26 protein-coding genes are annotated in these 25558 nt (G+C 38.2%); 22 read left to right on the top strand and 4 right to left on the bottom strand.

What is annotated here, in order from left to right; all coding sequences use genetic code 11:
• The first annotated feature begins 54 nt into the window (after positions 1-54).
• The 9 genes from trpE to BCR25_RS07690 all read left to right on the top strand — a co-directional run bounded on the left by trpE (position 55) and on the right by BCR25_RS07690 (position 7614).
• A complete protein-coding gene (gene trpE / locus BCR25_RS07730) occupies positions 55-1419 on the top strand; it encodes an anthranilate synthase component I (RefSeq protein WP_069663045.1) in 1365 nt (454 codons plus the stop codon).
• Entirely contained in the window at positions 1416-2009 is a 594-nt protein-coding gene (locus BCR25_RS07725) for an anthranilate synthase component II (RefSeq protein WP_069663044.1), read from the top strand. The genes trpE and BCR25_RS07725 overlap by 4 nt, the downstream gene beginning before the upstream one ends.
• A complete protein-coding gene (gene trpD / locus BCR25_RS07720; protein WP_069663043.1) occupies positions 1993-3006 on the top strand; it encodes an anthranilate phosphoribosyltransferase in 1014 nt (337 codons plus the stop codon). Before BCR25_RS07725 ends, trpD begins: the two co-directional genes overlap by 17 nt.
• Positions 3006-3764 carry an indole-3-glycerol phosphate synthase TrpC gene (gene trpC / locus BCR25_RS07715; protein WP_069663042.1) on the top strand — a complete coding sequence of 253 codons (759 nt, stop codon included), beginning with the start codon at positions 3006-3008 and terminating at the stop codon, positions 3762-3764. The genes trpD and trpC overlap by 1 nt, the downstream gene beginning before the upstream one ends.
• Positions 3761-4357 (top strand): phosphoribosylanthranilate isomerase, encoded by a 597-nt coding sequence (locus BCR25_RS07710; protein ID WP_069663041.1) that lies wholly within the window; start codon positions 3761-3763, stop codon positions 4355-4357. The genes trpC and BCR25_RS07710 overlap by 4 nt, the downstream gene beginning before the upstream one ends.
• Before the next feature lies 1 nt (position 4358).
• Positions 4359-5552, top strand: a complete 1194-nt coding sequence (trpB, locus tag BCR25_RS07705) for a tryptophan synthase subunit beta (RefSeq protein ID WP_069663040.1) — start codon at positions 4359-4361, stop codon at positions 5550-5552.
• A complete protein-coding gene (gene trpA / locus BCR25_RS07700; protein ID WP_069663039.1) occupies positions 5549-6322 on the top strand; it encodes a tryptophan synthase subunit alpha in 774 nt (257 codons plus the stop codon). Before trpB ends, trpA begins: the two co-directional genes overlap by 4 nt.
• 68 nt (positions 6323-6390) lie before the next feature.
• Positions 6391-6966, top strand: coding sequence for a GNAT family N-acetyltransferase (locus BCR25_RS07695; protein WP_069663038.1), 576 nt, complete (start codon positions 6391-6393; stop codon positions 6964-6966).
• Between the two features lie 27 nt (positions 6967-6993).
• Complete coding sequence (locus tag BCR25_RS07690) at positions 6994-7614, top strand: DUF1054 domain-containing protein (RefSeq protein WP_069663037.1); 621 nt, start codon at positions 6994-6996, stop codon at positions 7612-7614.
• A gap of 66 nt (positions 7615-7680) precedes the next feature.
• On the opposite strand, the gene lepB is transcribed toward BCR25_RS07690, so the two are convergent.
• Complete coding sequence (gene lepB / locus BCR25_RS07685) at positions 7681-8226, bottom strand: signal peptidase I (protein ID WP_069663036.1); 546 nt, start codon at positions 8224-8226, stop codon at positions 7681-7683.
• A gap of 158 nt (positions 8227-8384) precedes the next feature.
• Between lepB and BCR25_RS07680 the strand changes: the two genes are divergently transcribed.
• Positions 8385-9470: an ABC transporter permease gene (locus BCR25_RS07680; protein WP_069663035.1), complete on the top strand. Its 1086-nt coding sequence runs from the start codon at positions 8385-8387 to the stop codon at positions 9468-9470.
• Positions 9471-9498: 28 nt separating this feature from the next.
• Entirely contained in the window at positions 9499-10179 is a 681-nt protein-coding gene (locus BCR25_RS07675; protein WP_069663034.1) for an ABC transporter ATP-binding protein, read from the top strand.
• 122 nt (positions 10180-10301) lie between these two features.
• Here the strand turns inward: BCR25_RS07675 and rpsD are convergent, their stop codons facing one another.
• Positions 10302-10913 (bottom strand): 30S ribosomal protein S4, encoded by a 612-nt coding sequence (gene rpsD, locus BCR25_RS07670; protein ID WP_069663033.1) that lies wholly within the window; start codon positions 10911-10913, stop codon positions 10302-10304.
• Between the two features lie 273 nt (positions 10914-11186).
• Positions 11187-12512: a TPM domain-containing protein gene (locus BCR25_RS07665; protein ID WP_069663032.1), complete on the bottom strand. Its 1326-nt coding sequence runs from the start codon at positions 12510-12512 to the stop codon at positions 11187-11189.
• Between the two features lie 365 nt (positions 12513-12877).
• Between BCR25_RS07665 and BCR25_RS07660 the strand changes: the two genes are divergently transcribed.
• The 5 genes from BCR25_RS07660 to BCR25_RS07640 all read left to right on the top strand — a co-directional run bounded on the left by BCR25_RS07660 (position 12878) and on the right by BCR25_RS07640 (position 16847).
• The gene (locus tag BCR25_RS07660) at positions 12878-13675 is read left to right on the top strand and encodes a formate/nitrite transporter family protein (protein WP_069663031.1); all 798 of its coding nucleotides are present in this window, start codon (positions 12878-12880) and stop codon (positions 13673-13675) included.
• A 91-nt stretch (positions 13676-13766) separates the two neighbouring features.
• Positions 13767-14414, top strand: a complete 648-nt coding sequence (locus BCR25_RS07655; protein WP_069663030.1) for a DNA alkylation repair protein — start codon at positions 13767-13769, stop codon at positions 14412-14414.
• Between the two features lie 23 nt (positions 14415-14437).
• Positions 14438-15214 carry a Cof-type HAD-IIB family hydrolase gene (locus tag BCR25_RS07650; RefSeq protein WP_069663029.1) on the top strand — a complete coding sequence of 259 codons (777 nt, stop codon included), beginning with the start codon at positions 14438-14440 and terminating at the stop codon, positions 15212-15214.
• A gap of 578 nt (positions 15215-15792) precedes the next feature.
• Positions 15793-16221: an LMxysn_1693 family intestinal colonization protein gene (locus BCR25_RS07645; protein ID WP_069663028.1), complete on the top strand. Its 429-nt coding sequence runs from the start codon at positions 15793-15795 to the stop codon at positions 16219-16221.
• Positions 16222-16250: 29 nt separating this feature from the next.
• The gene (locus BCR25_RS07640; protein ID WP_069663027.1) at positions 16251-16847 is read left to right on the top strand and encodes a type II CAAX endopeptidase family protein; all 597 of its coding nucleotides are present in this window, start codon (positions 16251-16253) and stop codon (positions 16845-16847) included.
• A 367-nt stretch (positions 16848-17214) separates the two neighbouring features.
• Here the strand turns inward: BCR25_RS07640 and def are convergent, their stop codons facing one another.
• Positions 17215-17778, bottom strand: coding sequence for a peptide deformylase (gene def / locus BCR25_RS07635; protein WP_069663026.1), 564 nt, complete (start codon positions 17776-17778; stop codon positions 17215-17217).
• 299 nt (positions 17779-18077) lie between these two features.
• Between def and rpsO the strand changes: the two genes are divergently transcribed.
• From rpsO to BCR25_RS07605, 6 genes are all read left to right on the top strand, one after another.
• Positions 18078-18347 carry a 30S ribosomal protein S15 gene (rpsO, locus tag BCR25_RS07630; RefSeq protein ID WP_069663025.1) on the top strand — a complete coding sequence of 90 codons (270 nt, stop codon included), beginning with the start codon at positions 18078-18080 and terminating at the stop codon, positions 18345-18347.
• A 296-nt stretch (positions 18348-18643) separates the two neighbouring features.
• Positions 18644-20758 carry a polyribonucleotide nucleotidyltransferase gene (pnp, locus tag BCR25_RS07625; protein ID WP_069663024.1) on the top strand — a complete coding sequence of 705 codons (2115 nt, stop codon included), beginning with the start codon at positions 18644-18646 and terminating at the stop codon, positions 20756-20758.
• Between the two features lie 185 nt (positions 20759-20943).
• Positions 20944-21804, top strand: a complete 861-nt coding sequence (gene mreC / locus BCR25_RS07620; protein WP_069663023.1) for a rod shape-determining protein MreC — start codon at positions 20944-20946, stop codon at positions 21802-21804.
• 7 nt (positions 21805-21811) lie between these two features.
• Entirely contained in the window at positions 21812-22321 is a 510-nt protein-coding gene (gene mreD, locus BCR25_RS07615; RefSeq protein ID WP_069663340.1) for a rod shape-determining protein MreD, read from the top strand.
• Between the two features lie 209 nt (positions 22322-22530).
• Positions 22531-23826, top strand: coding sequence for a PcsB-like coiled-coil domain-containing protein (locus BCR25_RS07610; RefSeq protein WP_425429352.1), 1296 nt, complete (start codon positions 22531-22533; stop codon positions 23824-23826).
• A gap of 358 nt (positions 23827-24184) precedes the next feature.
• Entirely contained in the window at positions 24185-25483 is a 1299-nt protein-coding gene (locus BCR25_RS07605) for a coiled-coil domain-containing protein (RefSeq protein WP_069663021.1), read from the top strand.
• The last annotated feature ends 75 nt before the right edge of the window (positions 25484-25558 follow it).

The raw sequence follows: 25558 nt of genomic DNA, 5'->3' as shown, positions 1-25558 counted from the left end.
TGTTTTGTGAGGGCTTTTTGTTTTATCGAAAAAAATCAGAAAAGAGGGAAATCCATGCAAGTGATCAAAGAGATATCCGCAGACTATTTAACAGCAATATCCGCATTTTTAAGAATCAAAGGGAAAAATAAGTGTCTTCTGGAAAGCATTCCCAGAGATAAAAGTAAAGGCAGATACTCGATCATTGCTTGGGATGCCGTCGCTGAAATTACCTATACAGGAAAAGAGCTAACCGTTGACGGACAGACGATTGCAACGGATGATCCTTTAAAAGAAATTGAGAAGTATGTTTTGAAACAGGAAGAAATAAAAACGGAACTTCCTTTTCAAGGTGGTGCGATCGGCTATGTGGGGTATGATGTGATCGCGTGTTATGAAGATTTGGGACAAATACCGTTTGATGAACTGAAGGTGCCGGATATTCACTTTTATCTGTTTGATTCCTATTTAGTTTTTGACCATGTAGGAGAAAAAATTTTTCTCGTTGAAGCAGACAGCTATTCTAAACGAACGACACTCGAATTAGAAAAAGCGATCCAACAAAAAATCAAAGAATTGCAAACGCCCAATTCTGAAGAACAAAAAGCAATTCACTTAAAAACGCTGGATTATCAAAGCAATTTTACGAAGCCTGATTTTGAACAGGTTGTAAGTAAAGTCAAAGAGTACATCAAGCAGGGAGATTTATTTCAAATGGTTCCTTCACAACGTTTGACAGCCCGTTTTAATGAAGAGCCGTTTGATTATTACCGCCGACTACGAGTGACAAATCCGTCCACTTATCTTTACTTTTTAGATTTTGGAGAGACCTATGTCATTGGCTCTTCACCAGAAAGCTTAGTTAGTGTCAAAGAGGGCATCGTTACGACCAACCCGATTGCTGGAACAAGAAAACGGGGAATGACTGCCGAACAAGATGTTGCTTTGGCAAATGAACTGATCCATGACGAAAAAGAGCGGGCAGAACATTTGATGTTAATAGATCTTGGTCGAAACGATGTAGGAAAAGTAAGTGAAATCGGTTCGGTAGAAGTGCCTGTGTATATGACCATAGAAAAGTATCGTTTTGTGATGCATATTGTCTCAGTAGTCACAGGTAAGTTAAAGCACGGGCTGTCTGCCATGGATGCGCTGAAAGCGACGCTGCCTGCTGGAACTGTTAGCGGAGCGCCAAAAATTCGAGCGATGCAGCGGATCTATGAGTTTGAGCCGGTCAAAAGAAATATATATGCTGGCGCAGTTGGGTATTTATCGAAAAACGATCAGGCAGACTTTGCAATTGCGATTCGTACAATGGTGATCCATAAAAACTACGCGTATGTCCAAGCAGGTGCAGGAATCGTTTATGACTCTGATCCAACAAAAGAATATGAAGAAACGTTGCAAAAAGCCAAAGCACTTTTGGAGGTAGACCAATGATTTTATTGATCGATAACTATGATTCATTTACGTATAATTTAGCTCATTTACTCGGTAACTCACAGGAGATTGTTATCCGCAGAAATGATGACCCACAGATGCTTCAAGTAGCGAAACAAGCATCAGCAATCGTTATTTCTCCGGGTCCTGGAACACCAGCAGAAACTGGGAAGGTAAAACAAGTGATTCAAACTTTGTATCGCGAGAAACCATTCTTGGGGATTTGTTTAGGGCATCAAACAATTGGTGAATTCTTTGGGGCTGAAGTGGTTTCTGCTAAGAAAATTCGTCATGGCAAACAGTCTAAGGTACACATACAAGCAAACAATCGGCTGTTTAAAGGCAACACAACAAGCATTTCTGTGATGCGTTATCACTCACTTGTGATCGATCGAAATACTCTTTCAAAAGAGTTTACAGTGTCAGCAATAGCTGAAGATGATCAGGAAATCATGGCAATCGAGCATCAACAATATCCGATTTTTGGTTTGCAGTTTCATCCAGAGTCGATTGGTACGACAGAAGGGAAACAGCTGATTCAAAATTTCATTCAAATTAGTGGAGGTGCAGATAATGAAACAATTATTTGAGAAAGTTTTTGGGCGTGAACATTTAACACGAAGAGAAGCACAGCAAATTGCAGAGAAAATGTTTGAAGGGGAATTGACCGATAGCCAAATAGCTGCTTTTTTGACAGCGTTGAAATGCAAAGGTGAGACAGCAGAAGAAATGGCGGGAATTGCGGAGACGATTCAGAAAAAGGCAATTACGATCTCCTGTGAAAAAGAAAATATCATGGATAATTGCGGAACTGGTGGAGACCAATCAGGAAGTTTCAATATCAGTACGACTGCAGCGTTCGTTTTAGCTGCCGGCGGTGTCACCGTAGCCAAGCATGGTAATCGCAGTATTTCCAGTAAATCCGGCAGTGCAGATATTTTTGAATGTTTAGGACTTGATTTGACCCTTTCACCAGAGAAATTAAGTATCTTGCTTAATGAGGTTGGCTTAGCTTTTCTTTTTGCACCCCATATGCATCCTAAAATGAGCTATGTAATGAGTGTTCGTAAAGAACTGGGAACACCGACGATCTTAAATTTGATTGGACCGTTGACGAATCCTGTTTCGTTGGGGTCTCAGCTTATGGGCACGTATCGTCGTGATTTAGTAAAAGAAACAGCAAAGACACTTGGAGAGCTAGGTCGAAAACGAGCAGTGGTCGTCAATGGAGCTGGCGGTATGGATGAGGCTTCACTAGCGGGAACGACGCATTTTGCTTTGTTGGAAAAGGGACAAATAACGATGCATGAGCTTTGTCCCGAAGAGGTTGGCTTTGCTCGATTGCCGATAGAAGCGATTCGTGGCGGAAATGCAGAGCAGAATACGGAAATTCTACTTTCAATTTTAAGGAACCAGACGAGTCCTTATTTAGACACTGTGTTGCTAAATGCTGGATTAGGTTTTTTCAGTAATGGGAAGGTGAAGAGCATTCAGGAGGGGATTATTTTAGCACGAGAATGTATTTCCTGTGGTGCGGCTTTCGATAAACTGCAGCAATTGATCCAAGCGCAAAGGGAGGTGGCATAATGGATTTCTTAGAAAAAATCATTACAGAAAAGAAACAAGAAATACAAAAAATGCCCTTAGAGAAATTACAGCCACTACGACAGACAACCTCTTTTTATGAACGGGTGAAGAAAAATCCTGAAAAAATACATATTATCGGAGAAGTGAAACGTGCTTCTCCGTCAAAAGGAGCAATCAACTTATCTGTCAATGTTATTGAACAAGCAAAAGCTTATGAGAAAGCTGGTGTTACAGCGATATCGGTGTTGACGGATCCAACCTTTTTTAAAGGCTCGATCGAAGATTTACGTCAAGTAGCGGCAGAAGTGAGTATTCCTGTTTTGTGTAAGGATTTTATCATCGATGAAAAACAACTGATCCGAGCGAGAAATGCAGGTGCAACGATTGTTTTACTGATTGTTTCAGCGTTATCTCGTTCAAGGTTAAAAAAGCTTTATGAACAAGCAAGAACATTAGGCTTAGAGGTGCTGGTTGAAGTGCATGACGAACAGGAACAAACGATTGCGGAAGAGCTGGGTGCATCACTAATTGGTGTGAACAACCGCAATTTAAAAACATTTGATGTTTCACTAAACGTTAGTCAATTACTAGGAGAAAAACAACGCACAGATGCTGTTTATATCAGTGAGTCAGGTTTTTCAGATGCGACGCAAGTTGAACAGGTGAAAGATAAGTATCAGGCGATTTTAGTCGGTGAAGGACTGATGAGGCAAACAGAACCTATGGACAAGGTTAAAGAATTGCAGGTTTCACGATGAAAGTAAAAATATGCGGATTGACCACAAGAGAACAGGTAGATACAGCGGTAAAAAAAGGTGCAGATTATCTTGGTTTTGTATTTGCCGAAAGTAAACGAGCGATTCGTCCAGAAAAGGTCAAGGAAATCACAAAAGAGGTTCCGAAAAACGTCAAAAAAGTCGGTGTGTTCGTTACGCCAAGTAATCAAGAGGCAGAAACAGCTATTCGAGAAGCTGGGCTAGATATGATTCAAATCCACGGAAAGCTAGTAACTAGGAGCTACTCAGTTCCAGTGATTCAAGCAATTCCTGTAGGAAGCTACGAACAGGAGAAAATGATGAAAGAAACAACGGCAGAATATTTGTTATTTGATGCACTTCCCCAGAAATTCATTGGAGGAAATGGCAAACCGTTTGATTGGCAACAATTAAATATCAGCAAGTTAAAAAATAAAAAGATCTTTATCGCTGGTGGTTTAACGAGTGAAAATGTACAAGAAGCAAGAGCAACTTTTTCCCCGTATGCGGTAGATGTTTCTAGTGGTGTTGAAACAAATGGCATAAAAGATCTAGCGAAAATCAGCGAATTTTTAAAGAAAGCCAAGGAGGAATAGTATGTATAAGCAACCAAAAAAAGGATTTTACGGAGAATTTGGCGGACAGTTTGTTCCAGAAACATTAATGTACGCAGTCAAAGAATTAGAGGAAATCTATGAAGCGTCAAAACAAGACAAAGAATTTCAAGAAGAATTAACTTACTATTTGAAACAATACGTTGGACGAGAAAACCCGCTTTACTTTGCACAGCGGCTGACAGAAAAAGTCGGTGGAGCAAAAATCTATTTAAAAAGAGAAGATCTAAATCATACAGGTGCGCATAAAATCAACAACACGATTGGGCAAATTTTGTTAGCTAAAAAAATGGGAAAAAATAAAGTTGTGGCAGAAACTGGAGCTGGACAGCATGGCGTAGCAACAGCGACAGTAGCTGCTCTGTTCGGAATGGAATGTACAATTTTTATGGGGGCAGTCGATGTAGCACGTCAGTCACTGAATGTTTTTCGAATGGAATTATTAGGGGCAAAAGTTGAGAGTGTGACATCTGGAAGTAAGACGTTGAAAGATGCTGTGAACGAAGCCTTACGATTTTGGGTCGCTCATGTTGAAGATACTCATTACGTGATGGGCTCTGTTTTAGGTCCCCATCCGTTTCCAGAAATTGTCCGTGATTATCAAAGCATTATCGGAATTGAAGCAAGACATCAATTTTTAGAAGTAGAACAAAAATTGCCGGATGCGGTAGTTGCTTGTGTTGGCGGCGGTAGTAATGCAATGGGTATTTTTTATCCGTTTATTAATGATGAGGTTGCCTTGATCGGTGTAGAAGCTGCTGGTCTAGGGTTAGACACAGCTCACCATGCAGCATCGATCACAAAAGGGAAAACAGGCGTATTGCATGGCGCCATGATGAAATTATTGCAAGATGACAACGGTCAAATTTTAGAAGCTTTCTCGATATCAGCTGGATTAGATTATCCAGGTTTAGGACCAGAACATTGTCATTTAAATGAAAGCAACAGAGCCAGCTACGCTTCTGTCACTGATCAAGAAGCATTGGAAGCTTTTGAAATTCTATGCAAAACAGAAGGAATCATTCCAGCCTTAGAAAGTGCTCATGCCGTGAGTCATGCGATCAAAGTAGCGCAGGAACTTGGGGAGGATAAACAAATCATTGTTTGTCTATCTGGTCGCGGAGATAAAGATGTACAGCAGATCAAAGAATTAATGGAGCAGGAGGAAAACCAATGAAAACATTAACGGAGCAGCTAACCAAGAAGCAGCAAGCGAATGAAACGATTTTTGTTCCTTATATTATGGCAGGCGCACAAGGGCTGGATCAATTGGAAGCTGAGATTACATTGCTTTGTGATGCAGGAGCCAGCGCAATCGAATTAGGCATTCCTTTTTCAGATCCAGTTGCTGATGGTCCAGTGATTCAGGCTGCAGGCTTACGTGCATTGGAAAACGATGTCTCTTTGGAGAAAATCATTGATCAGTTAAAGAAAATCTCAACAAAAACTCCATTAATATTGATGACATATTTTAATCCGATCTTTCATTATGGGTTGGAACAGCTTGTTCAAGAATTAGCCGAAACAAATGTCAAAGGACTGATCATTCCCGATCTACCTTATGAACATCAACATTTACTAACACCTTTGTTAGAAAACAGTGATATCGCTTTGATCCCCTTGATTGCATTGACCACACCGAAAGATCGAATCGCTGAACTAGTGGAAGCTGGAGAAGGTTTTATTTATGCGGTGGCTGTTAACGGTGTAACGGGTGTAGGTCGTGAGTACCAAGCTTCATTAGATGAACATTTGGCTTACATCCAAAAAATCAGTGATAAACCCGTTCTTGCTGGGTTTGGCATTTCTTCAAAAGACCACGTAGCTCGTTTTAGAAAAAACTGTGCCGGTGTGATCGTTGGTAGTAAAATTGTTGACTTACTAAGTGAAGGCAAGCAGGCAGAAGTGCGTCAATTTATTCAGGAGTCTGTAAACCATACAATCTAACATTTTTTATTTTCCTCTTGCTTCTGTAGGTGTCTTTCTGTAAAGTAGTATAAAAAGTAGGTGGCACGATGGAAATAGTGATTAATCGAAACTTAATTTTTGCACAGAATCAACGATTAGAGACGGAACGCTTGATTTTACGTCCTGTGACGCTGGAGGATGCAAAAGCTATGTATGAGTATGCATCAGATGAAGAAACAGTCACATATGTTTTTCCGCTTCACCAATCGATCAAAGATACGAGAGAGAGCATAGCAAATTATTTTTTGACTGCTCCGTTGGGAAAATATGGCATCGAGGAAAAAGAATCGGGACAGTTTATCGGAACGATCGATCTGCGTGTAGAAGAACAGCATAGCAATGGTGAAATTGGCTATACCCTGAATAAAAACTATTGGGGTAAAGGCTATATTCCCGAAGCGGCAAAGGCATTATTACGTTTGGGTTTTGAAGAACTTAAATTGATTCGTATTTGTGCTGTCCATGATATCGATAATCCAAACTCTGGTCGAGTGATGGAGAAAATTGGGATGAAAGTAGAAGGTACCGTTCCCAATGCTCGGATGTGGAAAGGAAAAATCACGACAGATATTCTAAGAGGAATCACCGTAGAGGAATGGCAGAAATTACAAGGTGAAAGATAACGAATAAGTTAGAGGAGAAAAAACGGCATGTTGATGTTTACAGAAAAAGATTTTGACGTATTTACCATAGATGGATTGGATCCTAGAATGGCTGAAATTCGAGCGGTGATCCAACCGAAATTTCAAGAACTAGATGATTATTTTGCAGAGAAATTAGGCGAAAAGTTGGAGACAGAATTTTTTGTTCATATCGCCCAGCATCGTCGGAGAACTGTTTATCCGCCGGAAAATACGTGGTCTGCATTGAGTCAAAAAAAACGCGGCTATAAAATGGAAGCTCACTTTCAATTAGGAATTTGGCCGGAGTATTTATTTATGTGGCTATCATTGATCGATAATCCTAAAAATGAAAAAGAAATCGCACAGGCCTTTTTAGATAATCCTAAATTATTTAAACAGCTACCTGATGATTTTTATGTATCGATCGACCACACTCAGCCTCAGGTTGAGCGCTTGAATGAAGTTGATTTGGAGAAGTTATTGGTTCGGTTTAGAGATGTCAAAAAAGGTGAATTTCAGATTGGTCGGATTATTGAAAAGACAGATCCAGTATTGAATGATCCTGAAAAGGCACGTGAATATATGCTGCAGACATATGAAGCCTTAGTACCTTTATACCAACTGGCAGCCGAACATCAGCATAAGTAATAAAAAAAACGTTGAAACAAGACGAGCGATTCGTTTTGTTTCAACGTTTTTTTTAAAGTACGGTTATTATTGCAATCCGATTTTATTCAATGGATAATAACGAAAATAGACAACGCCATAAATATCTTTTTTATCCACAAAGCCAAAATAACGGCTATCATCGGCTCTTCTTCTATTATCACCCAAGACAAAGACTTTGCCCTCTGGGACGACTGTTGCAGCATCAACTTCTATTGTCTGTAAAGAAAAATCTTTGGTCAACAGTTCTCCGTCGGTCAGTGCTTCTTTTTCTTCGTCTAAATAAGGCTCTTCATAAGGTTTATCATTGATATACAGCTGATCATTTTCCATTCGAATGGTATCGCCAGGCAAACCGACGACTCGTTTGACGATTCTTTTACCATCTCTTGGACTGGGAAATGTTGCGATATCAAAGCGGCTAGGTTCGATTAAGGATGTTTGCCATACGCGATCTGATTCATGATAAGTCGGCTCCATGGATATTCCGACAACTTCTACAGGAGTCAACACAAATTTTCTGAGAAACAATATAAATGCGAGAATCATTGTAAACTGGATTACTGTATATAAAACGCTATGTTTCTTCTTCATTAAAATACCTCGTTTTCAATTTATTTCATTCAGTATATCAAATAAAAGAAGAGAAGGAAATAAGACGAAAGTCGGATTAAGAGCAGATATTTTGTTACCCAAGCAAAAATTTGCTATACTTTTTACAAAACTTATCGATCGATAAGGAGGAGGATATTATGTTTTTAGCTTGGAATGAAATTACACGTTCAAAATTACGATATGCACTAATCATTAGTGTAATGTTTTTAATCTCTTATTTAGTTTTTTTCTTAACAGGTTTAGCCTACGGACTAGCGGAAGATAATCGAACAGCTGTGGATAAGTGGCAGGCAGACGGAATCGTTTTGTCTGATGAGTCCAATACCAATATCAACATGTCGATGATTCCGCTAAAAGCGATGAATGATGTTGAAGCAAAAGAAAAAGCTGTGTTAGGTCAAACGGCGGCGGTGATTCAGCTAGATAAAAAGAAAGCTGAAAAAATCAATGCCAGCTTTTTTGGAATCAATAAAGACGAATTTTTAATGCCGAACATCATCGAAGGAAAAGCATTTGCAGATGATGATGAAGCAGTTGTAGATAGTAGCTTGAAAGAAGAAAATAATATTCAACTGGACGATACGATCAAGTTAGCTGGAAGTGATAAAAAGCTGAAAGTAGTGGGGTTCACAGATGACGCGAAGTTCAATGTGGCACCTGTACTGTATGTTTCCACAGGCGCGTTTCAACAAATCCGTTTTGAAAAATCGGATACCTCAGAAAATGCACGAGTGAATGCCATTGTTTTTCGTGCGAAAGATAGCTCGCTCAAAAACGTCGAGCTAAAAAGCGATGATCTGACCAGCTACAGTATTCAGAAATTTATCAATGAATTGCCAGGATATAGTGCTCAAGTACTAACGTTTGGCTTTATGATTGGTTTTCTAATTGTAATTGCAGCGATCGTTATAGGAATCTTTATCTATGTATTAACGATGCAAAAAGCGACGATCTTCGGAATCATGAAAGCACAAGGAATTTCAGGAAAATATATTTCAGTTTCTGTCATCGTTCAAACGTTTGTACTAGCCGTTTTCGGAATTGGCATAGGACTTTTAGGAACTGTGGGAACGTCCTTGGTGTTGCCAACAGCGGTGCCGTTTCAAAGTAACTGGCTATTCTTTTTAACGATAGGTGGTTTAATGTTGATCATTGCGGTTTTCGGAGCGCTGTTTTCTGTACGAACTATTGTGAAAATCGATCCACTAAAAGCAATCGGATAAAGCTTGTGGATAATAAGGAGGATTTAGGATGAAAGCAATTGAGTTTTTAACTGTGGATAAAAAATTTCTCGATGGAGATACAACGATCGAAGCCTTAAAAGAAACGAATTTCTCTGTGGAAAAAGGTAAATTTGTCGCGGTCATCGGTCCAAGTGGCTCAGGGAAAAGTACCTTTTTAACCCTTGCGGGAGGCCTACAAACACCAACAAGTGGAGAAGTGAAAATAAATAACGATTCTTTTAGTACTGAAAATGAAAAAACAAGAGCTAAAATCCGCTTCAGCGAAATTGGCTTTATTTTACAAGCATCAAATTTGGTTCCCTTTTTAACTGTGGAAAAGCAGCTTCGTCTTGTAGACAAAGTAAAAAAAGAGAAGACAGATGAGGATAAAGTCAACGAGTTATTAACACAACTGGGGATCGACAAACTAAAGAAAAAATACCCGGATGAGATTTCGGGTGGAGAACGGCAACGTGTCGCCATCGCTAGAGCATTGTACAATGATCCGTCGATTATCTTAGCTGATGAGCCTACTGCTAGTTTAGATTCGGAAAAGGCTTTTGAAGTGGTTAAGATTCTAGCGAGGGAAACCAAAGAAAAAAATAAAGCGACAATTATGGTAACGCACGACCAACGCTTGATCGAGTACTGTGATGAAGTATTTGTGATGAAAGATGGCGTATTAACAAAGCAAACAAATGAGAAATAGGTAACAGCTTATTGAATAGCCAAATGCTAAAGAAATCGAAGTCTGAAATGGAGACCTCGATTTTTTTTGTGTAATAAAAAAACACCTCTTGCCAAAAGGCAAAGAGGTGAAAAAAATCGATCTTAAAGTTTTTGGTTGTAGTATTCAACGACAAGAGCTTCGTCGATTTCAGGATATAGCTCATCACGTTCTGGTAAACGAGTGAAGCTTCCTTCTAATTTTTCAGTATCGAAGCTTACGAATGCTGGACGTCCAACAGTAGCTTCAACTGCTTCTTTAACAGTTACGATATTTTGAGATTTTTCACGAACTGAGATCACTTGACCAACTTCAACGTGGTATGATGGAATATCAACACGTTTGCCGTCTACAGTGATGTGGCCGTGGTTTACTAATTGACGTGCTTGACGACGAGTAGTAGCAAGACCTAAACGGTAAACAACATTATCTAAACGTTGTTCTAGTAAGATCATGAAGTTAACCCCGTGCTTACCTTCTTTGATTTTGCTAGCTTTAACGAACAAGTTAACGAATTGACGTTCGTTCATACCGTACATATGACGTAATTTTTGTTTTTCAGTTAATTGCATACCGTATTCAGAAACTTTACCACGGCTGTTTGGTCCGTGTTGTCCTGGTTTGTATGGGCGACGTGCTAGTTCTTTACCAGTTCCTGATAGAGAGATACCTAGACGACGAGAGATTTTCCATGATGGTCCTGTATAACGTGACATTAAAAATTCCTCCAATAAAATAAGTTTTTTGGAGTAAAATAATCTTCTGAAAAATTCATAATCGTGCAGTTCATTCTTCAACCTTCACCTTTGCAGCCGCGGTTACGCAGTTAAACCTGAAAAGCTGATAAGACTTATTAGTCCTAGAAGCTAAACAATGAGGCAATGAACTGTTGACGAGTCTATTATTTTTCTGCTGCTTATTTTACACGAAGATTAGTATACCGCAGAATAGCGGATAACTCAAGCTTTTTATTGATTTTTCTCTGGCTGTTACCAACCACCAGATGCTCCGCCACCACCGGACGAACCACCGCCAAACGATCCCCAAGACGAACCGCCGCTATCAGACCCGTTACTACTGTCATTCCAATTGGCAGAATTATAATTTGAAGCAAGGTAGGCAGTCGTTAACACATGCCCGTCTCCCGAATAAAGTGTATCATCGATCAAGACCCGTCCGAAGGCTTTCTTTTGGGCGGAAGGATGTTTCAATAAGCGACCTTGGGCGATCGAGCGTCGCAATTTTCTTCTTGAAGCGATCAACGAACTACCGCTTAACATAAGATGATAGAAGTTTGTTTGCTTCATTTCAGCGAGCTGAGTTGCTACATTTTCATTTGTAAAGGTTGAAATCCGATTTTGATAGTCACTGTAAGTTTGTTTTAAGGCTTTTCCTGCCGATAGACTTCTGATTGTTAGGATCAAATTCGTCAATAAAGCAAAGAATAGGAAAATACCTAAGCCCCAACGGCCCCATTTGGTAGCACTTTTTTGACTCTCGACTTGATTGATCTTGGAATCGACTAAAGCGGTTTTGGTATTCATTAGAGGAAATACTTGATCGAGTACTTGATTGACTGCTTGATCATATTTTCTATCTTTAAAGGCATCAACGACATCGTCATCATTGATGATCGAATCGGCCGTTCCGTCAGGAATCAACCCCTCTAACCCATAGCCGACTTCTAAACGAAATTCACGATCGTCCAAAGCAATCAGATATAAAATTCCATTATTTTCATTTTTATCACCAATCCCCAATTGATTGAATAATTTGTTGGCGTAAGATTCGATATTTTCTCCTCTTGGCAATTCTGGAATAGTGATGACTTCTAATTGTGCGCCATTGGTACTAGCAGCCAGTTGTTTGTTTAGCTCATAAATCTTTTGCTTTGTTGCTTTGTTTAGCATGTTTGCGTTATCCGAAACAAAAATATTGTTTTTGTTGAGTGTAATCTGGCTATTTGTTCCTTCAATAGAGACCGTATAATTGTTTTCTGATTGAGGATACTCTTTTAAATTCGCCAGATTTTCTTGTAAAATCGTGTCAAACGATTTTTCTGCCGTGACGATTTTTCCTGATTCGATCGCCGCTTTCTCTTCTTGAAGTATGTTAAGCTCTTGGTCAAAGGCAGTCATTTTTTCAGTATAGTTAGCGTTCGTTGAAAAAAATAGACTGAAAAGACCTATAAAAATCATTAAGACAACCAAAAGAATGACTGAGAATACATTGTTTGTCGCTCTCATCGATTTATATTGGTTTTCAATTCGTTGATTTAAATTCTTTACGTTCGTATTCTGTTCTTGTTTTGACATTACGTTCACCTTACTTTCCCCATCGTTTGGCAAAACTTTGCGCCAAAGGTTATCTATTTTCCATAAAGCAACCCTATTTTTATTGTTCAATAGATAACTTAGTTCTATTTTACCAGTTAAATGTAAATTCTCATCGGTCTTCCGAAGGATTTTCTCATTGTTTTTTCATAAAAAGAAGAAAAGTGAAGAGAAAGAAATGAAAATGGATAAAGGAACGACGAACTTTACCACTTGTTTTGCTTATAACGAAAAAAAGTGTTACTTTGTATGAAAAAGCACTAGACAAAACCTCTAGAGGTCTTTAAAATGGTAAAGGATGTTTTTGAAAATATAAGTATGAAAACAAATTGAAAAGGAGAAACAACATGAAACCTGTATCACCATTATTTGAGCAGATCGATAAATCAATCAATAAAAAAATGAACTTATTCCAAAGTAGTTTTCTGCGCTATGCTTTTCGTGCGATGCTTGCCTGCATGTTTTTAACATTAGGAACAGCGGTTGCCTTTGCAATTGCAATGAAAGGTGAGGACATTGCGCATGGACTAGGCAAAATGTTGTATGCGTTTATGTTCAGTTGGTCACTTGTGATGATTCTTTATATGAATGCCGAATTGGGTACATCAAATATGCTGTATATGACTGTTGGTGTCTATCGTAAAAAAATCAAATTCTCCTTTGCTGCTAAAATTTTATTTGCCTGTATTTTCTTCAATTTAGTTGGTGGGGTTTTATTCGGATATTTGATTTCATTAACGGTTCCTTATCAAGATTTGGCATCGGATAGTTTCTTTTTCACATCGATTGCCGGCAAGTTGAATAAGACAACAACACAGATTTTAGTTGAAGCTATTTTTGCTAATATCGTTGTAAACACAGCAGTTCTAGTAAGTATGCGTATGAAAGATGATGCAGGGAAAGTTGCTGCAATCATTTTTATCATTTTCATTTTCGCCTTCCTAGGCTACGAGCACGTCATCGCGAATTTCCCAGCATTTAGCTTGGCTTATTTCGCTTCTCATGGCACGATGTCAGCAATGACTGTCGGTAGTGTGGCGCACAATCTGTTCTTTGCCCTGATCGGTAACTTTATCGGCGGTGGTTTGGTGATGGGATTAGGTTATGCTTGGCTGAACAATGCGGATACAAATTATTTAGACTAAACTATTTAGAGTGAGGGGATTTCTCTTCACTCTTTTTTTACAGTTAAGGAATAAAAAAGTAAAATGAAGAAAAGTCAAAAGGAGCAAAAGCATGGAGACTATTGTTTTTGTAAAAAATGAAGAGAAGGCAGCACAAATGGCTGCTTACATGAAAAACTTATTCCCTTTCGCAGGAATACCTGCACCAGAACGTTCAGCAATGCAAAAAGATCTTTTAAAAGCAAGTAAGCAATTAACTGTTGACGCATTGGTTGAACTAGTTAGAGTTTATTTTAATAAGCCAGAACGGGAATATCAATATGTGGCAATCGATTTGGCTACGAGGAATGTCAAGCGACTTTCTTTTAATGAAGTACTATTATTTAAACCACTCGTGATCGAAAAGGCTTGGTGGGATAGCGTAGATGCTTGGCGTAAATTTTTTGCCTTATGGGGAGCACACCATTATGAAGAAATGCCGCAGTTGTTTGAAGCATTTTTCGGAGAAGAAAACTTCTGGCATCGGCGAGTTGCTATCAATTTACAGCTGTTATATAAGGAAAAAACCAATACGGAGCTGTTGAAAAAAGCGATTATTTATGATAAAACTACAGATGAGTTCTTTATTCAAAAAGCCATTGGCTGGTCCTTGCGTCAGTATAGTAAAACAGACCCTGAATGGGTGCAAACACTGATTAAAAGCATAGAGCTAAGTCCACTAGCTGTTAGAGAAGGTAGTAAGTATTTGCCAAAATCATAGAAAGCGAGCGGAAATAATACGCCATGAAGAGAAAACTTTTTGCATTTGATATCGACGGAACATTACTGGGAACAGACAAACAACCCTTGGAAAGCACCAGAGAAGCATTGCTAGCGTTAAGAAAGCAAGGTCATTTAGTGACCGTAGCTACAGGCCGCAGTCGTTTTATGGCACAGGATATTATTTTGGACTTAGGTTTTTCAAACTATGTTCTTTGTAATGGTGCCGCAGCTTTTTTAGACCACGAGCAGTATTATCAAAATTTATTGGATGAAGAAGAACTGCAACGTTTTTCATCTGAATTGGAAAAAAGAGAGATCGGTTTGGCTTATGTAGGCTTAGATGATGTGAAAAAGAATAATCATCACCGTCAATTACAAATGGCGGAAGCGATGGGTTCTATTGATTTTGCAGCTCCAGAATATGATGGCGATTTTCATAAGGAAAATGATGTCTATCAAGGGTTAGCATTTTACGATGAGTCGTATGAAGGTGTGTTTGACAATGCTTTTTCTAAATTCCGTTTTGTCCGCTGGCATCCTCAAAGTGTAGATATTGTGCCTAAAAATGGCTCGAAATCTGCAACCTTGTTGAATTTAGCAGATCGTGTAGGGATCGAACGTGAAAATATCATTACGTTCGGTGATGGGGAAAATGATCGGGAAATGTTGCGGGAGGCCGGTATTGGAGTAGCCATGGGCAATGCATTGCCACATATCCAAAAAGAAGCAAAACTTGTAACAGATACTAATGATAATGATGGTATTTGGAAAGCGTTGAAAGAATTGAAGGCAATTTAGGGAAAAAGTTATTTGTATAGTGGGTAGATGGAGCTGTAAATGGCGTTCTTAAAAGGACATTGTTTACAGCTTTTTTGTATATCATAATCTCAAGTAACTAGTATTATAAGCTTTTATTTTTTTTGTTAAAATAATAAGGAATCTCTTTGATGTTCTTATCGCTATTGATGTGCAACTATAAGTTGACACGCTGCAAACCGAATGGTGCTTTCTTTTCTATCCCTTTTTTGTACTGTTAAAGTGCAAAAAAGGAGTGTTTTTAAGTCTTATTAGTAAGGGAACTGTTAGTTACGCAGAAGGAATTCCAACATCCGTTTGTGAAAGACCTCTATTTTCTCTATGTGCACGTAATCGATTAGCTAAAACCAATAGACTTCCCCCTCTTTTTAAACTTTCATACTTAATCATGCGATATTTTGAATGAAAAAACTACCAATTGTTGGTTTATACTATGACAACGCTTGGTTGCGACTGGTAAAGCAACTAAGCGTTGTCATGATGTAAACTAATAGGTGCTTACTAAAATAACTTTCTCATGCAATGATAATGGCATATTAAAAAGAAAGAAGGTTTTATTTATGAAAAAAATTTTAGTAAGTATCTTGTTTAGTGGTGTATTATTTGGTAGCGTAACATTGGGAGTAACTTCTAATGCAAGTGAAGCAATCAATGATAATGATGAATATTATTATGTAGTTGAGGATACTTCTCAGCTTCAATCGCGCACGTGGGCAAAAACGCAAAGTTATACTATAAAAAAAGGTAAGAGAACTTTCTTAGGAAACTATACTACATCTAGAAAGTCAACTATTGAGATAACTACTCAAGCGGGACCAGTCAAAATAAAATTGGGTCATACTTATTCTGAGAGTGGTAAATTCAAAAAATACAGACAAGAAGCGAAAATCACAGTTACTTATAAACGCTATAGAAAAGTAGACAATAAATATGTTGATACTAAAACGGTAACTTCTAATACATCATACACAGATTATGTGCCAGCATAATTTAATCAATGAAAAGAGTGAAATGGTTAATGCCTAAAATTATATACCTTTCCATTTATTTTTTAACAACACAAATTATTCCAGCTATAGGAACTAGCTGGAATAATTTTGATCCAACTTATCTATTCGTTCAAAAAATAATTTTTATTTTGCTAGCAATTTTGTTCTTTAAAAAAGAGTTGATTGGAAGTTTAAGAATAGTAAAGTTGAGAAGAGCTGTTTACACTGTGCTAATTACATTCGGGTTAATGCTGTTTACATACATAATAATAGCTACTATGTTAAATACAGAAGTCGTTTTTGCGAGGTATGATTGGAAGATATTATTTTTTGTTGAAAGTATTTTTTTAGGACCATTCGTAGAAGAAATAGCTTATCGATATTGTTTTATTAATTCTGATCATAGATATTTAAAAATAGTTACGGCTTCAATATCTAGTGTATTATTTGCATTCAATCATGCTGCAGCTGCAAATTATAATCTTATATTTTTACTTCCATTTTTAGTACTAGGAATCATTCTAAGTATATTTTATATAGTTGAAAAAAATATTTGGTATAGTATTTTAGCACATTCTTTTTTCAATTTTATGATCGTTATTACTCCATTACTAATAAGTAACTAACCATTTGAGTCTAGAAATTTTTAGATGTATCATTTTTATGTAAAAGAACATGCAAAAATGTATTCTGATTCTAAACGAACTAAGCAAGTCAGCAGCTATGTTTCAGTTCATAAATTCAGAAAAAACTATTTGGTTGTTATAACAGTCTACGTTTTAGTTAGGCTAAATGTTTTAATAAGAGATAACAAACGTTCATTGTTTTATTTTCTAAATTATGAAAAATCTTCTAAGATAATATAGTCTTTTTAAGTAAGACAGAATAGAAGAGAAAAAATTTATACAAAAAAATCCAGCAATCAATTTGACAGATTGCCGGATTTTTCGTTGAGGAATTACTCTTTAAAAAATTAGTATACTTACTGAGCTATTACTCAATCACCAACACGCCATCTTTCAATGCAAATGGATTTTGTTGGTTGATATGATCATAAAACATGACACCGTTCAAGTGGTCGATTTCATGTTGAACAACGATCGCTTCATAGTTTTTTAAACGGATTTTTTGTTTCTCACCTGCACTGTCAACATAGGAAAGCGTGATTTTGTTGTGGCGTACAACATATCCCGGTACTTCACGATCGACAGATAAGCAGCCTTCTCCTTCACCTAAACAAGCATCTTGTACGGAATGGCTTAGAATTTTAGGATTATACATCACTGCACTCAAGGTTGGTTCGGGATTTTCTAAATCATTACTTGGTACATGAACAGCGATGACACGTTTAGAGATATCCAGCTGAGGGGCTGCAAGCCCAACGCCGCCGCGCAAAGCAAGCTCTTCTGCTTTGACAGGATCTTGACTGTTTTTTAAGAATTCCATCATATCTTCGCCCAGTTTGATATCTTCATCAGAAAGCGGGATAGCTACTTCTTCAGCCACTTTTCTAAGTGTTGGGTTTCCTTCACGGATAATATCCTCCATGGTGATCATAGGATAATTCCTCCTTTGATTATTTAAAAGCCTAATGCGAAGACAGGCTGTATAAAAACTGTCTTGCTGTTTGATTAGCTTCATCTATTTTAATTGCCCATATAGTTTATCATAAAACCAGTAGAAATGGGGATAAATTGTTCAAAAAAACACCAGCAGGAGTCAGCTGGGTCTTGCTTTTTTAAGAACTTTCCTGTAAAGTATCACTGTATGGAAACATGCCGTCTTTTACTTGGTTGTGCGAATCACCAACGCATTACTCAGTAGTGAGATGATTACTTAAAGAAGAGGTGAAAAACATGGCAATGTCAAAAGAAAAGAAAAACGAAATCATTAAAGAGTATGCTCGTCATGAAGGAGATACTGGTTCACCAGAAGTACAGATCGCTGTATTAACTGCTGACATCAACCACTTGAACGAACATGCACGCGTTCACAAAAAAGATCATCATTCTTACCGTGGACTAATGAAAAAAATTGGACATCGTCGTAACTTGTTAGCTTACTTACGTAAAACTGACATCCAACGTTACCGCGAATTAATCCAACGCTTAGGATTACGTCGTTAATCATTAAGAGGCTGAGCCAGAAGCGCTTAGCTCCGAAAAAATAAGAAGAAATTCACAAGGATTGTTATAAATTTTTGTGAATTTCAGCTTATTTTCAACGGAGCTGCTTCTGACTCGCCGTTTTTGACTTTTTAGTCTATTTTTAAAGGTACAGTATCCTAAAAATACTAAAATAACTAGGATCTTTGGAAAGGTTACATAAATCTACTAACCAAATAAAAGGACTCAAATCTTTGAATCTTTTCATTTGTTTAGTAGCTGTCTGACTTTTCCAAAGGATAAAGGAGAATCGATACATGTCAGAAAAACAAGTATTCAAAACAACATGGGGCGGACGCCCGTTGCAAGTTGAAATCGGTCAGTTAGCCAAACAGGCAAATGGGGCTGTATTAGTACGTTATGGTGATACAGTCGTTTTAAGTGCCGCAGTAGCGTCAAAAGACGCCAGAGACTTTGATTTCTTTCCGTTGACAGTTAACTACGAAGAAAAGATGTATGCTGTAGGTAAAGTCCCAGGTGGCTTTATCAAACGTGAAGGACGTCCAAGTGAGCGTGCAACCTTAACTGCTCGTTTGATCGACCGTCCAATTCGTCCAATGTTCGCTGAAGGCTTCCGTAATGAAGTTCAAATCACGAATACAGTAATGAGTGTTGAACAAGATTGTACACCGGAAATGGCTGCAATGTTTGGTTCTTCTCTTGCTCTTGCAATTTCAGATATTCCATTTGACGGACCGATCGCAGGTGTTGATGTTGGTCGTGTAGATGGTGAATACGTACTGAACCCAACAGTAGAACAATCAGAAAAAACAGATATCGAATTAACAGTTGCTGGAACGAAAAAAGCGATCAACATGGTTGAAAGCGGCGCAAAAGAAGTATCAGAAGAAGATATGCTTGGCGCATTACTTTTCGGTTTTGAAGCAATCAAAGAATTAGTAGCTTTCCAAGAAGAAATCGTTGCCGCTGTCGGCAAAGAAAAAATGGAAATCAAATTATTGCAAGTCGATGCTGATTTGAAAAAAGAAATTTTCGATGCTTATTATGCTTCAATGAAAGAAGCAGTTATGACAGAAGAAAAATTGGCTCGTGAAGTCAATATCGATGCAATCAAAGACCAATTAAAAGAAGCCTATGCTGAAAAATTTGCTGGTCATGAAAACGAAGACCAAGTAGCAAAAGAAGTTAAACAAATCGCAGAAGATTTAGAAAAAGATGTTGTGCGTGAATTGATCACGATCGATAAAATCCGTCCTGACGGCCGTAAATTAGACGAAATTCGTCCATTAGCTTCAGAAGTTGGTATTTTACCACGTGTTCATGGTTCTGGATTATTCACTCGTGGACAAACACAAGCATTATCTGTTGTGACGTTAGCACCACTTGGTGAACACCAAATCATTGATGGTTTAGGCGTAGAAGACAGCAAACGTTTCATCCATCATTACAATTTCCCACAATTTTCTGTTGGTTCAACAGGACGCGCAGGATCTCCTGGTCGTCGTGAAATTGGTCACGGTGCATTAGGTGAACGTGCGATGGCACAAGTCATTCCAAGTGAAGCGGATTTCCCTTACATGATCCGTGTCGTATCAGAAGTTTTAGAATCAAATGGTTCTTCTTCACAAGCAAGTATCTGTGCGGGGATCTTGGCATTGATGGACGCTGGTGTGCCGATTAAATCACCAGTTGCCGGGATTGCGATGGGACTTGTCAGCGATGGCGAAAACTACACGATTTTAACAGATATCCAAGGATTAGAAGATCACTTAGGCGATATGGACTTTAAAGTAGCTGGTACAAAAGACGGAATCACTGCTTTACAAATGGACATCAAAATCCAAGGGATCACTGAACAAATCTTGACAGAAGCGCTGACCCAAGCGAAAAAAGCGCGTATGGAAATTCTTGCTGAATTGACATCAACGCTTGCAGAGCCTCGTGAAGAATTAAGTAAATACGCACCTAAGATCGAAATGATCCAAATCGCTCCAGCCAAAATCAAAGATGTTATTGGTAAAGGTGGAGAAACGATCAATGGCATCATCGATGAAACAGGTGTTAAAATCGATATCGACCAAGATGGTAATGTAAGCATTGCTTCTGCAGATGCAGACATGATCAAAAAAGCAATCAAAATCATCGAAGAACTTACAAAAGAGGTTGAAGTTGGTCAAGTCTATCTTGGTAAAGTTGTTCGTGTTGAAAAATTCGGCGCCTTTGTTAATTTGATCAAAGGAAAAGACGGATTGATCCATATTTCCCAATTAGCAAATGAACGTGTCAACAATGTAGAAGATGTAGTAAAACTTGGCGATGAAGTACTTGTTAAAGTCACTGAAATCGACAAGCAAGGACGTGTTAATGTTTCACGTAAAGCATTGTTGAACGAAGAAAATAAAGAAAAGTAGACAGAACTCACACACGTCTAAAATAGCGAACAAAGCAGAGTATGGTGCAAGCCTGCTCTGTTTTTTTGATAATAGCGTAAGATATTTAGTAAAAAAAGTGTAAAGTCGCAACACAGCTCTTTTGTTTGTCTAAAATTAGTGGTAAAATTATTGCTATCAGTCTAAAGATTATTCGGGGTGTCGAAGTGAAAAAATTTAATCCAAATAAAAATATAATCATTACGTTGATCGTCGTGATCATCGTTGTGACAATCATTAGTTTGACCGCTAGTCATCGAGCCAATGACGGAAAAACGAATCTAGGACAATCCGCTGTTAACGATAGTGTAGGATTTATTGACAAGGTGATTTCCTTTCCAGCCAAAGCAATCAGCAACGGAATTTCCTCAATCAGTACTCTTTTTAACACGTATGATGAAAATGAGCGTCTAAAAGAGCGAATCGATGGATACGGTGAATTGTCGATCCAAAATGATAATTTGAAAAAAGAGAATGAAGCACTGAAAAAAGAATTGGCTCTGAATGAAACCCTAGGAAATTATGAAAGAGTCACTGCTACCGTCGTTACACGAACGCCAGATATGTGGCAAGATCTATTGATCGTTGACCGCGGCACAAAAGACGGTATCGAACCGAATATGGCCGTATTGTCTCAAAAAGGCTTGATTGGACGTGTCATCGAGGTTAATGCATCTACATCAAAAGTTGAGTTATTAACATCTAAAAACCAAAATTCAAATCATTTCCCGGTACAAATCAATTCAGAAAACGGGGATTCTTATGGTCTATTAAAAACCTATGATGATAAGGAAAATACGTTGATTGTCAGCCAAATTGTTGGTGACCTTGATATCAAAGAAGGCGATGTTGTTCAAACCTCTGGCTTAGGTCAAAATTCGCCTGCTAACTTACCTGTCGGTGTTGTTCAAAAGGTTAAGCCGGACAGCTACGGTCTAGATCGAGAAGTCTATGTTAAACCTTACGCTGAAATGTACAATATGCCCGTTGTTACGATCATTAAAAGATTAGCAGGAGCGGGGGAGTAAGATGCACATAATCAAAAAAGAAAATGTAAAATACTATGCGCCTGTAGTTTTCTTTTTGCTGATGCTGATCGATGGTCAATTGACGCAAGGCGCTGAAAACTTGATGGACAATATCTATTTTGCCAACGCCCACTTCTTATTATTGGCTTTTTTAATGGCGGTTCCTAATTTGTCTAAACGTTATTTATTGATCACTTCATTGGTGTTAGGCTTAATTTCTGATAGCTATTATTTAGGCATTATCGGAGTCTACACGGTTGCCTTAGCGGCGACAGTGATGATGATGTATCGTTTCCAGCGTGTGGTACATACAAATTTATTGACAGCATTCTTCGGAATGATTATTTTTGTAACCACATACGAATTGATTGCAGTTGGGCTACAAGTTATTTTTTCACTGTCAAAGGTAGCGCCGATTTTATTTATCACAAAAGTGTTAGGTCCAACACTTATTTTTAATATGCTTATATTTGTTTTATTTTCTTACTTGTTTAAAAGACTGTTCGCAAACGAATAGTCTTTTTTTAGTGAATAAGAAAATATCTGCAACTTTTATCGGCAAGGCTGAAACATTTTTGTAATATCTCTTTTATCTGCATGTCATACAGCTATGGTACAATGAGACCGTTGACTGAAAATTGAATAGTAATAGTTGAATATAAAAATAGAAGTATTAAGTAAATGCCGGAGGAATAAAGCGTGAAAAAAACGATATTATCAGCATTAATGGTCTGTTCTGTGACCCTAACAACAGTGGCTTTGCCACTTGCAGCTGCAGCAGATGACTATGATACAAAGATCGAGCAACAAGAGAACATTATTGACGATCTAAAAACAAAAGAATCACAAGCAGCGGCTAAATTAGCGGAGATCGAGTCGGATATGTTAGAGACCGCGACAAAAATCGATGAATTGACTGCTAAGAAAAAAGCACTCAAAGAAGAAATCACAAAATTATATAGTGAAATCTCTGATTTGAATGTCCGCATTCAAAAAAGAGAAGTTCAAATGCGTAATCAAGCTCGTGATGTTCAAGTCAGTGGATCTGGCACAAGTTATTTAGACGTGATCATTAACTCAGAGTCTATTTCAGATGCAATCAGCCGTGTCCAAGGAATCACAACACTAGTGAATGCGAACAATGATTTGTTGGATCAGCAAACAGCAGATAAAGAAAAAGTTGAGAAAAAGTCTAAAACCGTAGAGTCTCAAATTTCTGTTTTGGAAACCTCGACAAAAGAATTAAATGCAAAACAAGCTTCTTTAGACACATTGAAATTAGAGCAAGAAATTGCCAAAAATGAATTAGAAGCACAGCGTACAACAGAAGAAAAGAAAAAAACTGAGTATGTTGAGCAAAAAGCAGCGGCTCAAAAGAAATTAGAACAAGAGCAAGCAAAACAAGCCAAAGATTTAGAAGCACAAAGAAAAGCAGAAGCAGAGGCAGCTGTCAAACTGGCAGAAGCACAAGCGGCAAACCCTGGTCTTACTAAAACAAATGTTGTAGAGAGTGATGGCACAACGAACCAATCATCATCTGCACCAGTATCTGAAACACCAGCAAGCGGTTCTGGAAATGCAAGCAGTATCGGCAGCGGCAAGGTATCTGATGCTAAGAAAAAAGCTGCACAAATTGCTTTGAATTCAGTTGGTCAAACGAACCCGACAGGCTGGGGACAAAGCGGTGAATGTATCGTAGCTGTACAAAACTGGCTGAATGCAGCTGGAATCAGATTCACACCAGGCGGACCACATAGTGGCTATACACAGTCAGGCGCCGTCCAAGTTTCTTGGTCTGATGTTCAAGTCGGAGATGTTGTCCAATATGAGAATGCCCTTAGCCCAGATGCTTGGCTAGATGGTGTTCATACGGTCCTAGTTGTAGGTGTCAAAGGAGATCAAGTCCAAATTGTTGAATCCAATAATCCAGCTGGTTCTGGTTATGTATCAACAACTACAGGCTGGACACCAAGTCCATACGCAGCAAACTTTAGAGCAGTTGTCTGGCGTTTTCCAGGCTAAATAAACGAGACGTAAAATCCCTTCTAAGCAGAGCAAATGCATTTGTTTAGAGGGGATTAGTTGTATTCTCAGTTTTTATGGAGTATGCTAAAAGAGTTGCTAGTGTTTTTAACTGTTTTTTTAGGCTAGATGCTTACACAGAGTGTATTTAAATCTGTTATTCAATAGGTCTTTAGTCAGTAAAAACAAGTTGATTTCACTTGTCATTTTCGTCTTTCGAAAATGAAATACTCCTGTAACATTATTATTATATGTATGACATGTGTCTATGATACAATGACATCGTTGTTAATAAAAGAATGTAAAATACTCATACAAAGAAGAATTTATCATAAGTAAAATTTCGGAGGAATGAATAGTGAAGAAAAGTGTATTACCATTACTAATGATTTGCTCATTAAGCCTTTCAGCTGTAGCATTACCAGCATTCTCATTTGCAGATGAAGTGGATACTAAGATTCAACAAAAAGATCAAACGATCAGCGGATTAAAATCACAAGAAGCAGACGCACAAAGCCAAATGGCATCAGTCCAAAGCGAAGTAGCTGCTATTAACGAAAAAGCACAAATACTACTTGCTGAACAAGGCAAATTAAGAAGTACTTCTACAAAACTAGAAAAAGAAATCGCTCAATTAACAAAACGTATCGAAAAACGTGAAACAGCAATCCAAAACCAAGCACGTGACGTTCAAGTGAACGGAAACAGTGCAAGCTACATGGATGCATTATTAAATGCAAAATCAGTTTCAGACGCGATTACTCGTGTAACAGCGATGTCTACAATTGTTAATGCGAATAACAATTTAGTGAAACAACAACAAGAAGACAAAAAATCAGTTGAAGTGAAGAAAACTGAAAACGAAGAAAAGCTTAAAGAACTTCAAGATAACCAAGTAGCACTTGAAGCTCAAAAAGGTGATCTAGTAAAAGCAGAAGCTGAATTGAATGTGCTACAAACATCATTAGCTGCTGAAAGAGCAACTGCAGAAGACCAAAAAGCTGGTCTAGAAAAAGAAAAAGCAGATGCAATCGCAGAACGCGAACGTATTGCTGAACAAGAAAAAGTAGTTGCGGCTAACGCTAAGAAAGCAGCTGAAGAAGCTGCAGCAGCGAAAGAAACAGCGCCAAGCACTACAACAGCACCATCAACTGAAGAATCTTCAACAGATTCAACAGATAACCAAACAACACCAAGCAATAATAATAACGGTGGAAATGTAGATCCAGAACCAACACCTACACCAACGCCTACACCGACACCAACTGAGCCAGAAAAACCAGCTCAACCTAATTTACCAGATTCGACTGGTGGTTCTGCAATTTCAGTCGCAGCAGCACAAGTAGGTAAACCATATGTATGGGGTTCTAAAGGACCAAACAGCTTTGACTGTTCAGGATTAGTTTACTATGCATTTATGCAATCTTCTGGTCGTAATGTCGGCGGATATACAGTAGCACAAGAAGGTGCTGGAACTCGTATCTCTGTAGGTGAAGCTCAAGCTGGAGATTTATACTTCTGGGGTAGCCCAGGTGCCTCATACCACGTAGCAATTGCTACAGGTGGCGGCGGTTATATCCATGCTGGTAACGAAAGTACAGGTGTTGAGTACAGTAACGTTGGTTCATTCACACCAAGCTTTGCAGTACGTATGTAATCAATTATTCTCGATATTCTAAGAATCAGACGATTGTCTGATTCTTTTTTTGTATAAAAAGAAGCTTCAATGTTA

The organism is Enterococcus termitis (assembly GCF_001730305.1).
Lineage (GTDB): Bacteria > Bacillota > Bacilli > Lactobacillales > Enterococcaceae > Enterococcus_L > Enterococcus_L termitis.
Note: the sequence above shows the minus strand (reverse complement) of the source record. Positions and strands in the feature narration are given on the sequence as shown.

What these genes read in the sequence shown, in the direction of transcription:
- BCR25_RS07695 (WP_069663038.1), top strand. Translation starts at nt 6,391, where the DNA reads ATGGAAATAGTGATTAATCGAAACTTAATTTTTGCACAGAATCAACGA.
- BCR25_RS07665 (WP_069663032.1), bottom strand. Translation starts at nt 12,512, where the DNA reads ATGTCAAAACAAGAACAGAATACGAACGTAAAGAATTTAAATCAACGA.
- def (WP_069663026.1), bottom strand. Translation starts at nt 17,778, where the DNA reads ATGATCACCATGGAGGATATTATCCGTGAAGGAAACCCAACACTTAGA.
- trpA (WP_069663039.1), top strand. Translation starts at nt 5,549, where the DNA reads ATGAAAACATTAACGGAGCAGCTAACCAAGAAGCAGCAAGCGAATGAA.
- BCR25_RS07680 (WP_069663035.1), top strand. Translation starts at nt 8,385, where the DNA reads ATGTTTTTAGCTTGGAATGAAATTACACGTTCAAAATTACGATATGCA.
- BCR25_RS07675 (WP_069663034.1), top strand. Translation starts at nt 9,499, where the DNA reads ATGAAAGCAATTGAGTTTTTAACTGTGGATAAAAAATTTCTCGATGGA.
- trpB (WP_069663040.1), top strand. Translation starts at nt 4,359, where the DNA reads ATGTATAAGCAACCAAAAAAAGGATTTTACGGAGAATTTGGCGGACAG.
- lepB (WP_069663036.1), bottom strand. Translation starts at nt 8,226, where the DNA reads ATGAAGAAGAAACATAGCGTTTTATATACAGTAATCCAGTTTACAATG.
- rpsD (WP_069663033.1), bottom strand. Translation starts at nt 10,913, where the DNA reads ATGTCACGTTATACAGGACCATCATGGAAAATCTCTCGTCGTCTAGGT.
- trpC (WP_069663042.1), top strand. Translation starts at nt 3,006, where the DNA reads ATGGATTTCTTAGAAAAAATCATTACAGAAAAGAAACAAGAAATACAA.
- trpE (WP_069663045.1), top strand. Translation starts at nt 55, where the DNA reads ATGCAAGTGATCAAAGAGATATCCGCAGACTATTTAACAGCAATATCC.
- BCR25_RS07690 (WP_069663037.1), top strand. Translation starts at nt 6,994, where the DNA reads ATGTTGATGTTTACAGAAAAAGATTTTGACGTATTTACCATAGATGGA.
- trpD (WP_069663043.1), top strand. Translation starts at nt 1,993, where the DNA reads ATGAAACAATTATTTGAGAAAGTTTTTGGGCGTGAACATTTAACACGA.
- BCR25_RS07710 (WP_069663041.1), top strand. Translation starts at nt 3,761, where the DNA reads ATGAAAGTAAAAATATGCGGATTGACCACAAGAGAACAGGTAGATACA.
- BCR25_RS07725 (WP_069663044.1), top strand. Translation starts at nt 1,416, where the DNA reads ATGATTTTATTGATCGATAACTATGATTCATTTACGTATAATTTAGCT.
- rpsO (WP_069663025.1), top strand. Translation starts at nt 18,078, where the DNA reads ATGGCAATGTCAAAAGAAAAGAAAAACGAAATCATTAAAGAGTATGCT.
- BCR25_RS07645 (WP_069663028.1), top strand. Translation starts at nt 15,793, where the DNA reads ATGAAAAAAATTTTAGTAAGTATCTTGTTTAGTGGTGTATTATTTGGT.
- BCR25_RS07655 (WP_069663030.1), top strand. Translation starts at nt 13,767, where the DNA reads ATGGAGACTATTGTTTTTGTAAAAAATGAAGAGAAGGCAGCACAAATG.
- BCR25_RS07650 (WP_069663029.1), top strand. Translation starts at nt 14,438, where the DNA reads ATGAAGAGAAAACTTTTTGCATTTGATATCGACGGAACATTACTGGGA.
- BCR25_RS07660 (WP_069663031.1), top strand. Translation starts at nt 12,878, where the DNA reads ATGAAACCTGTATCACCATTATTTGAGCAGATCGATAAATCAATCAAT.
- BCR25_RS07640 (WP_069663027.1), top strand. Translation starts at nt 16,251, where the DNA reads ATGCCTAAAATTATATACCTTTCCATTTATTTTTTAACAACACAAATT.
- pnp (WP_069663024.1), top strand. Translation starts at nt 18,644, where the DNA reads ATGTCAGAAAAACAAGTATTCAAAACAACATGGGGCGGACGCCCGTTG.
- BCR25_RS07610 (WP_425429352.1), top strand. Translation starts at nt 22,531, where the DNA reads ATGGTCTGTTCTGTGACCCTAACAACAGTGGCTTTGCCACTTGCAGCT.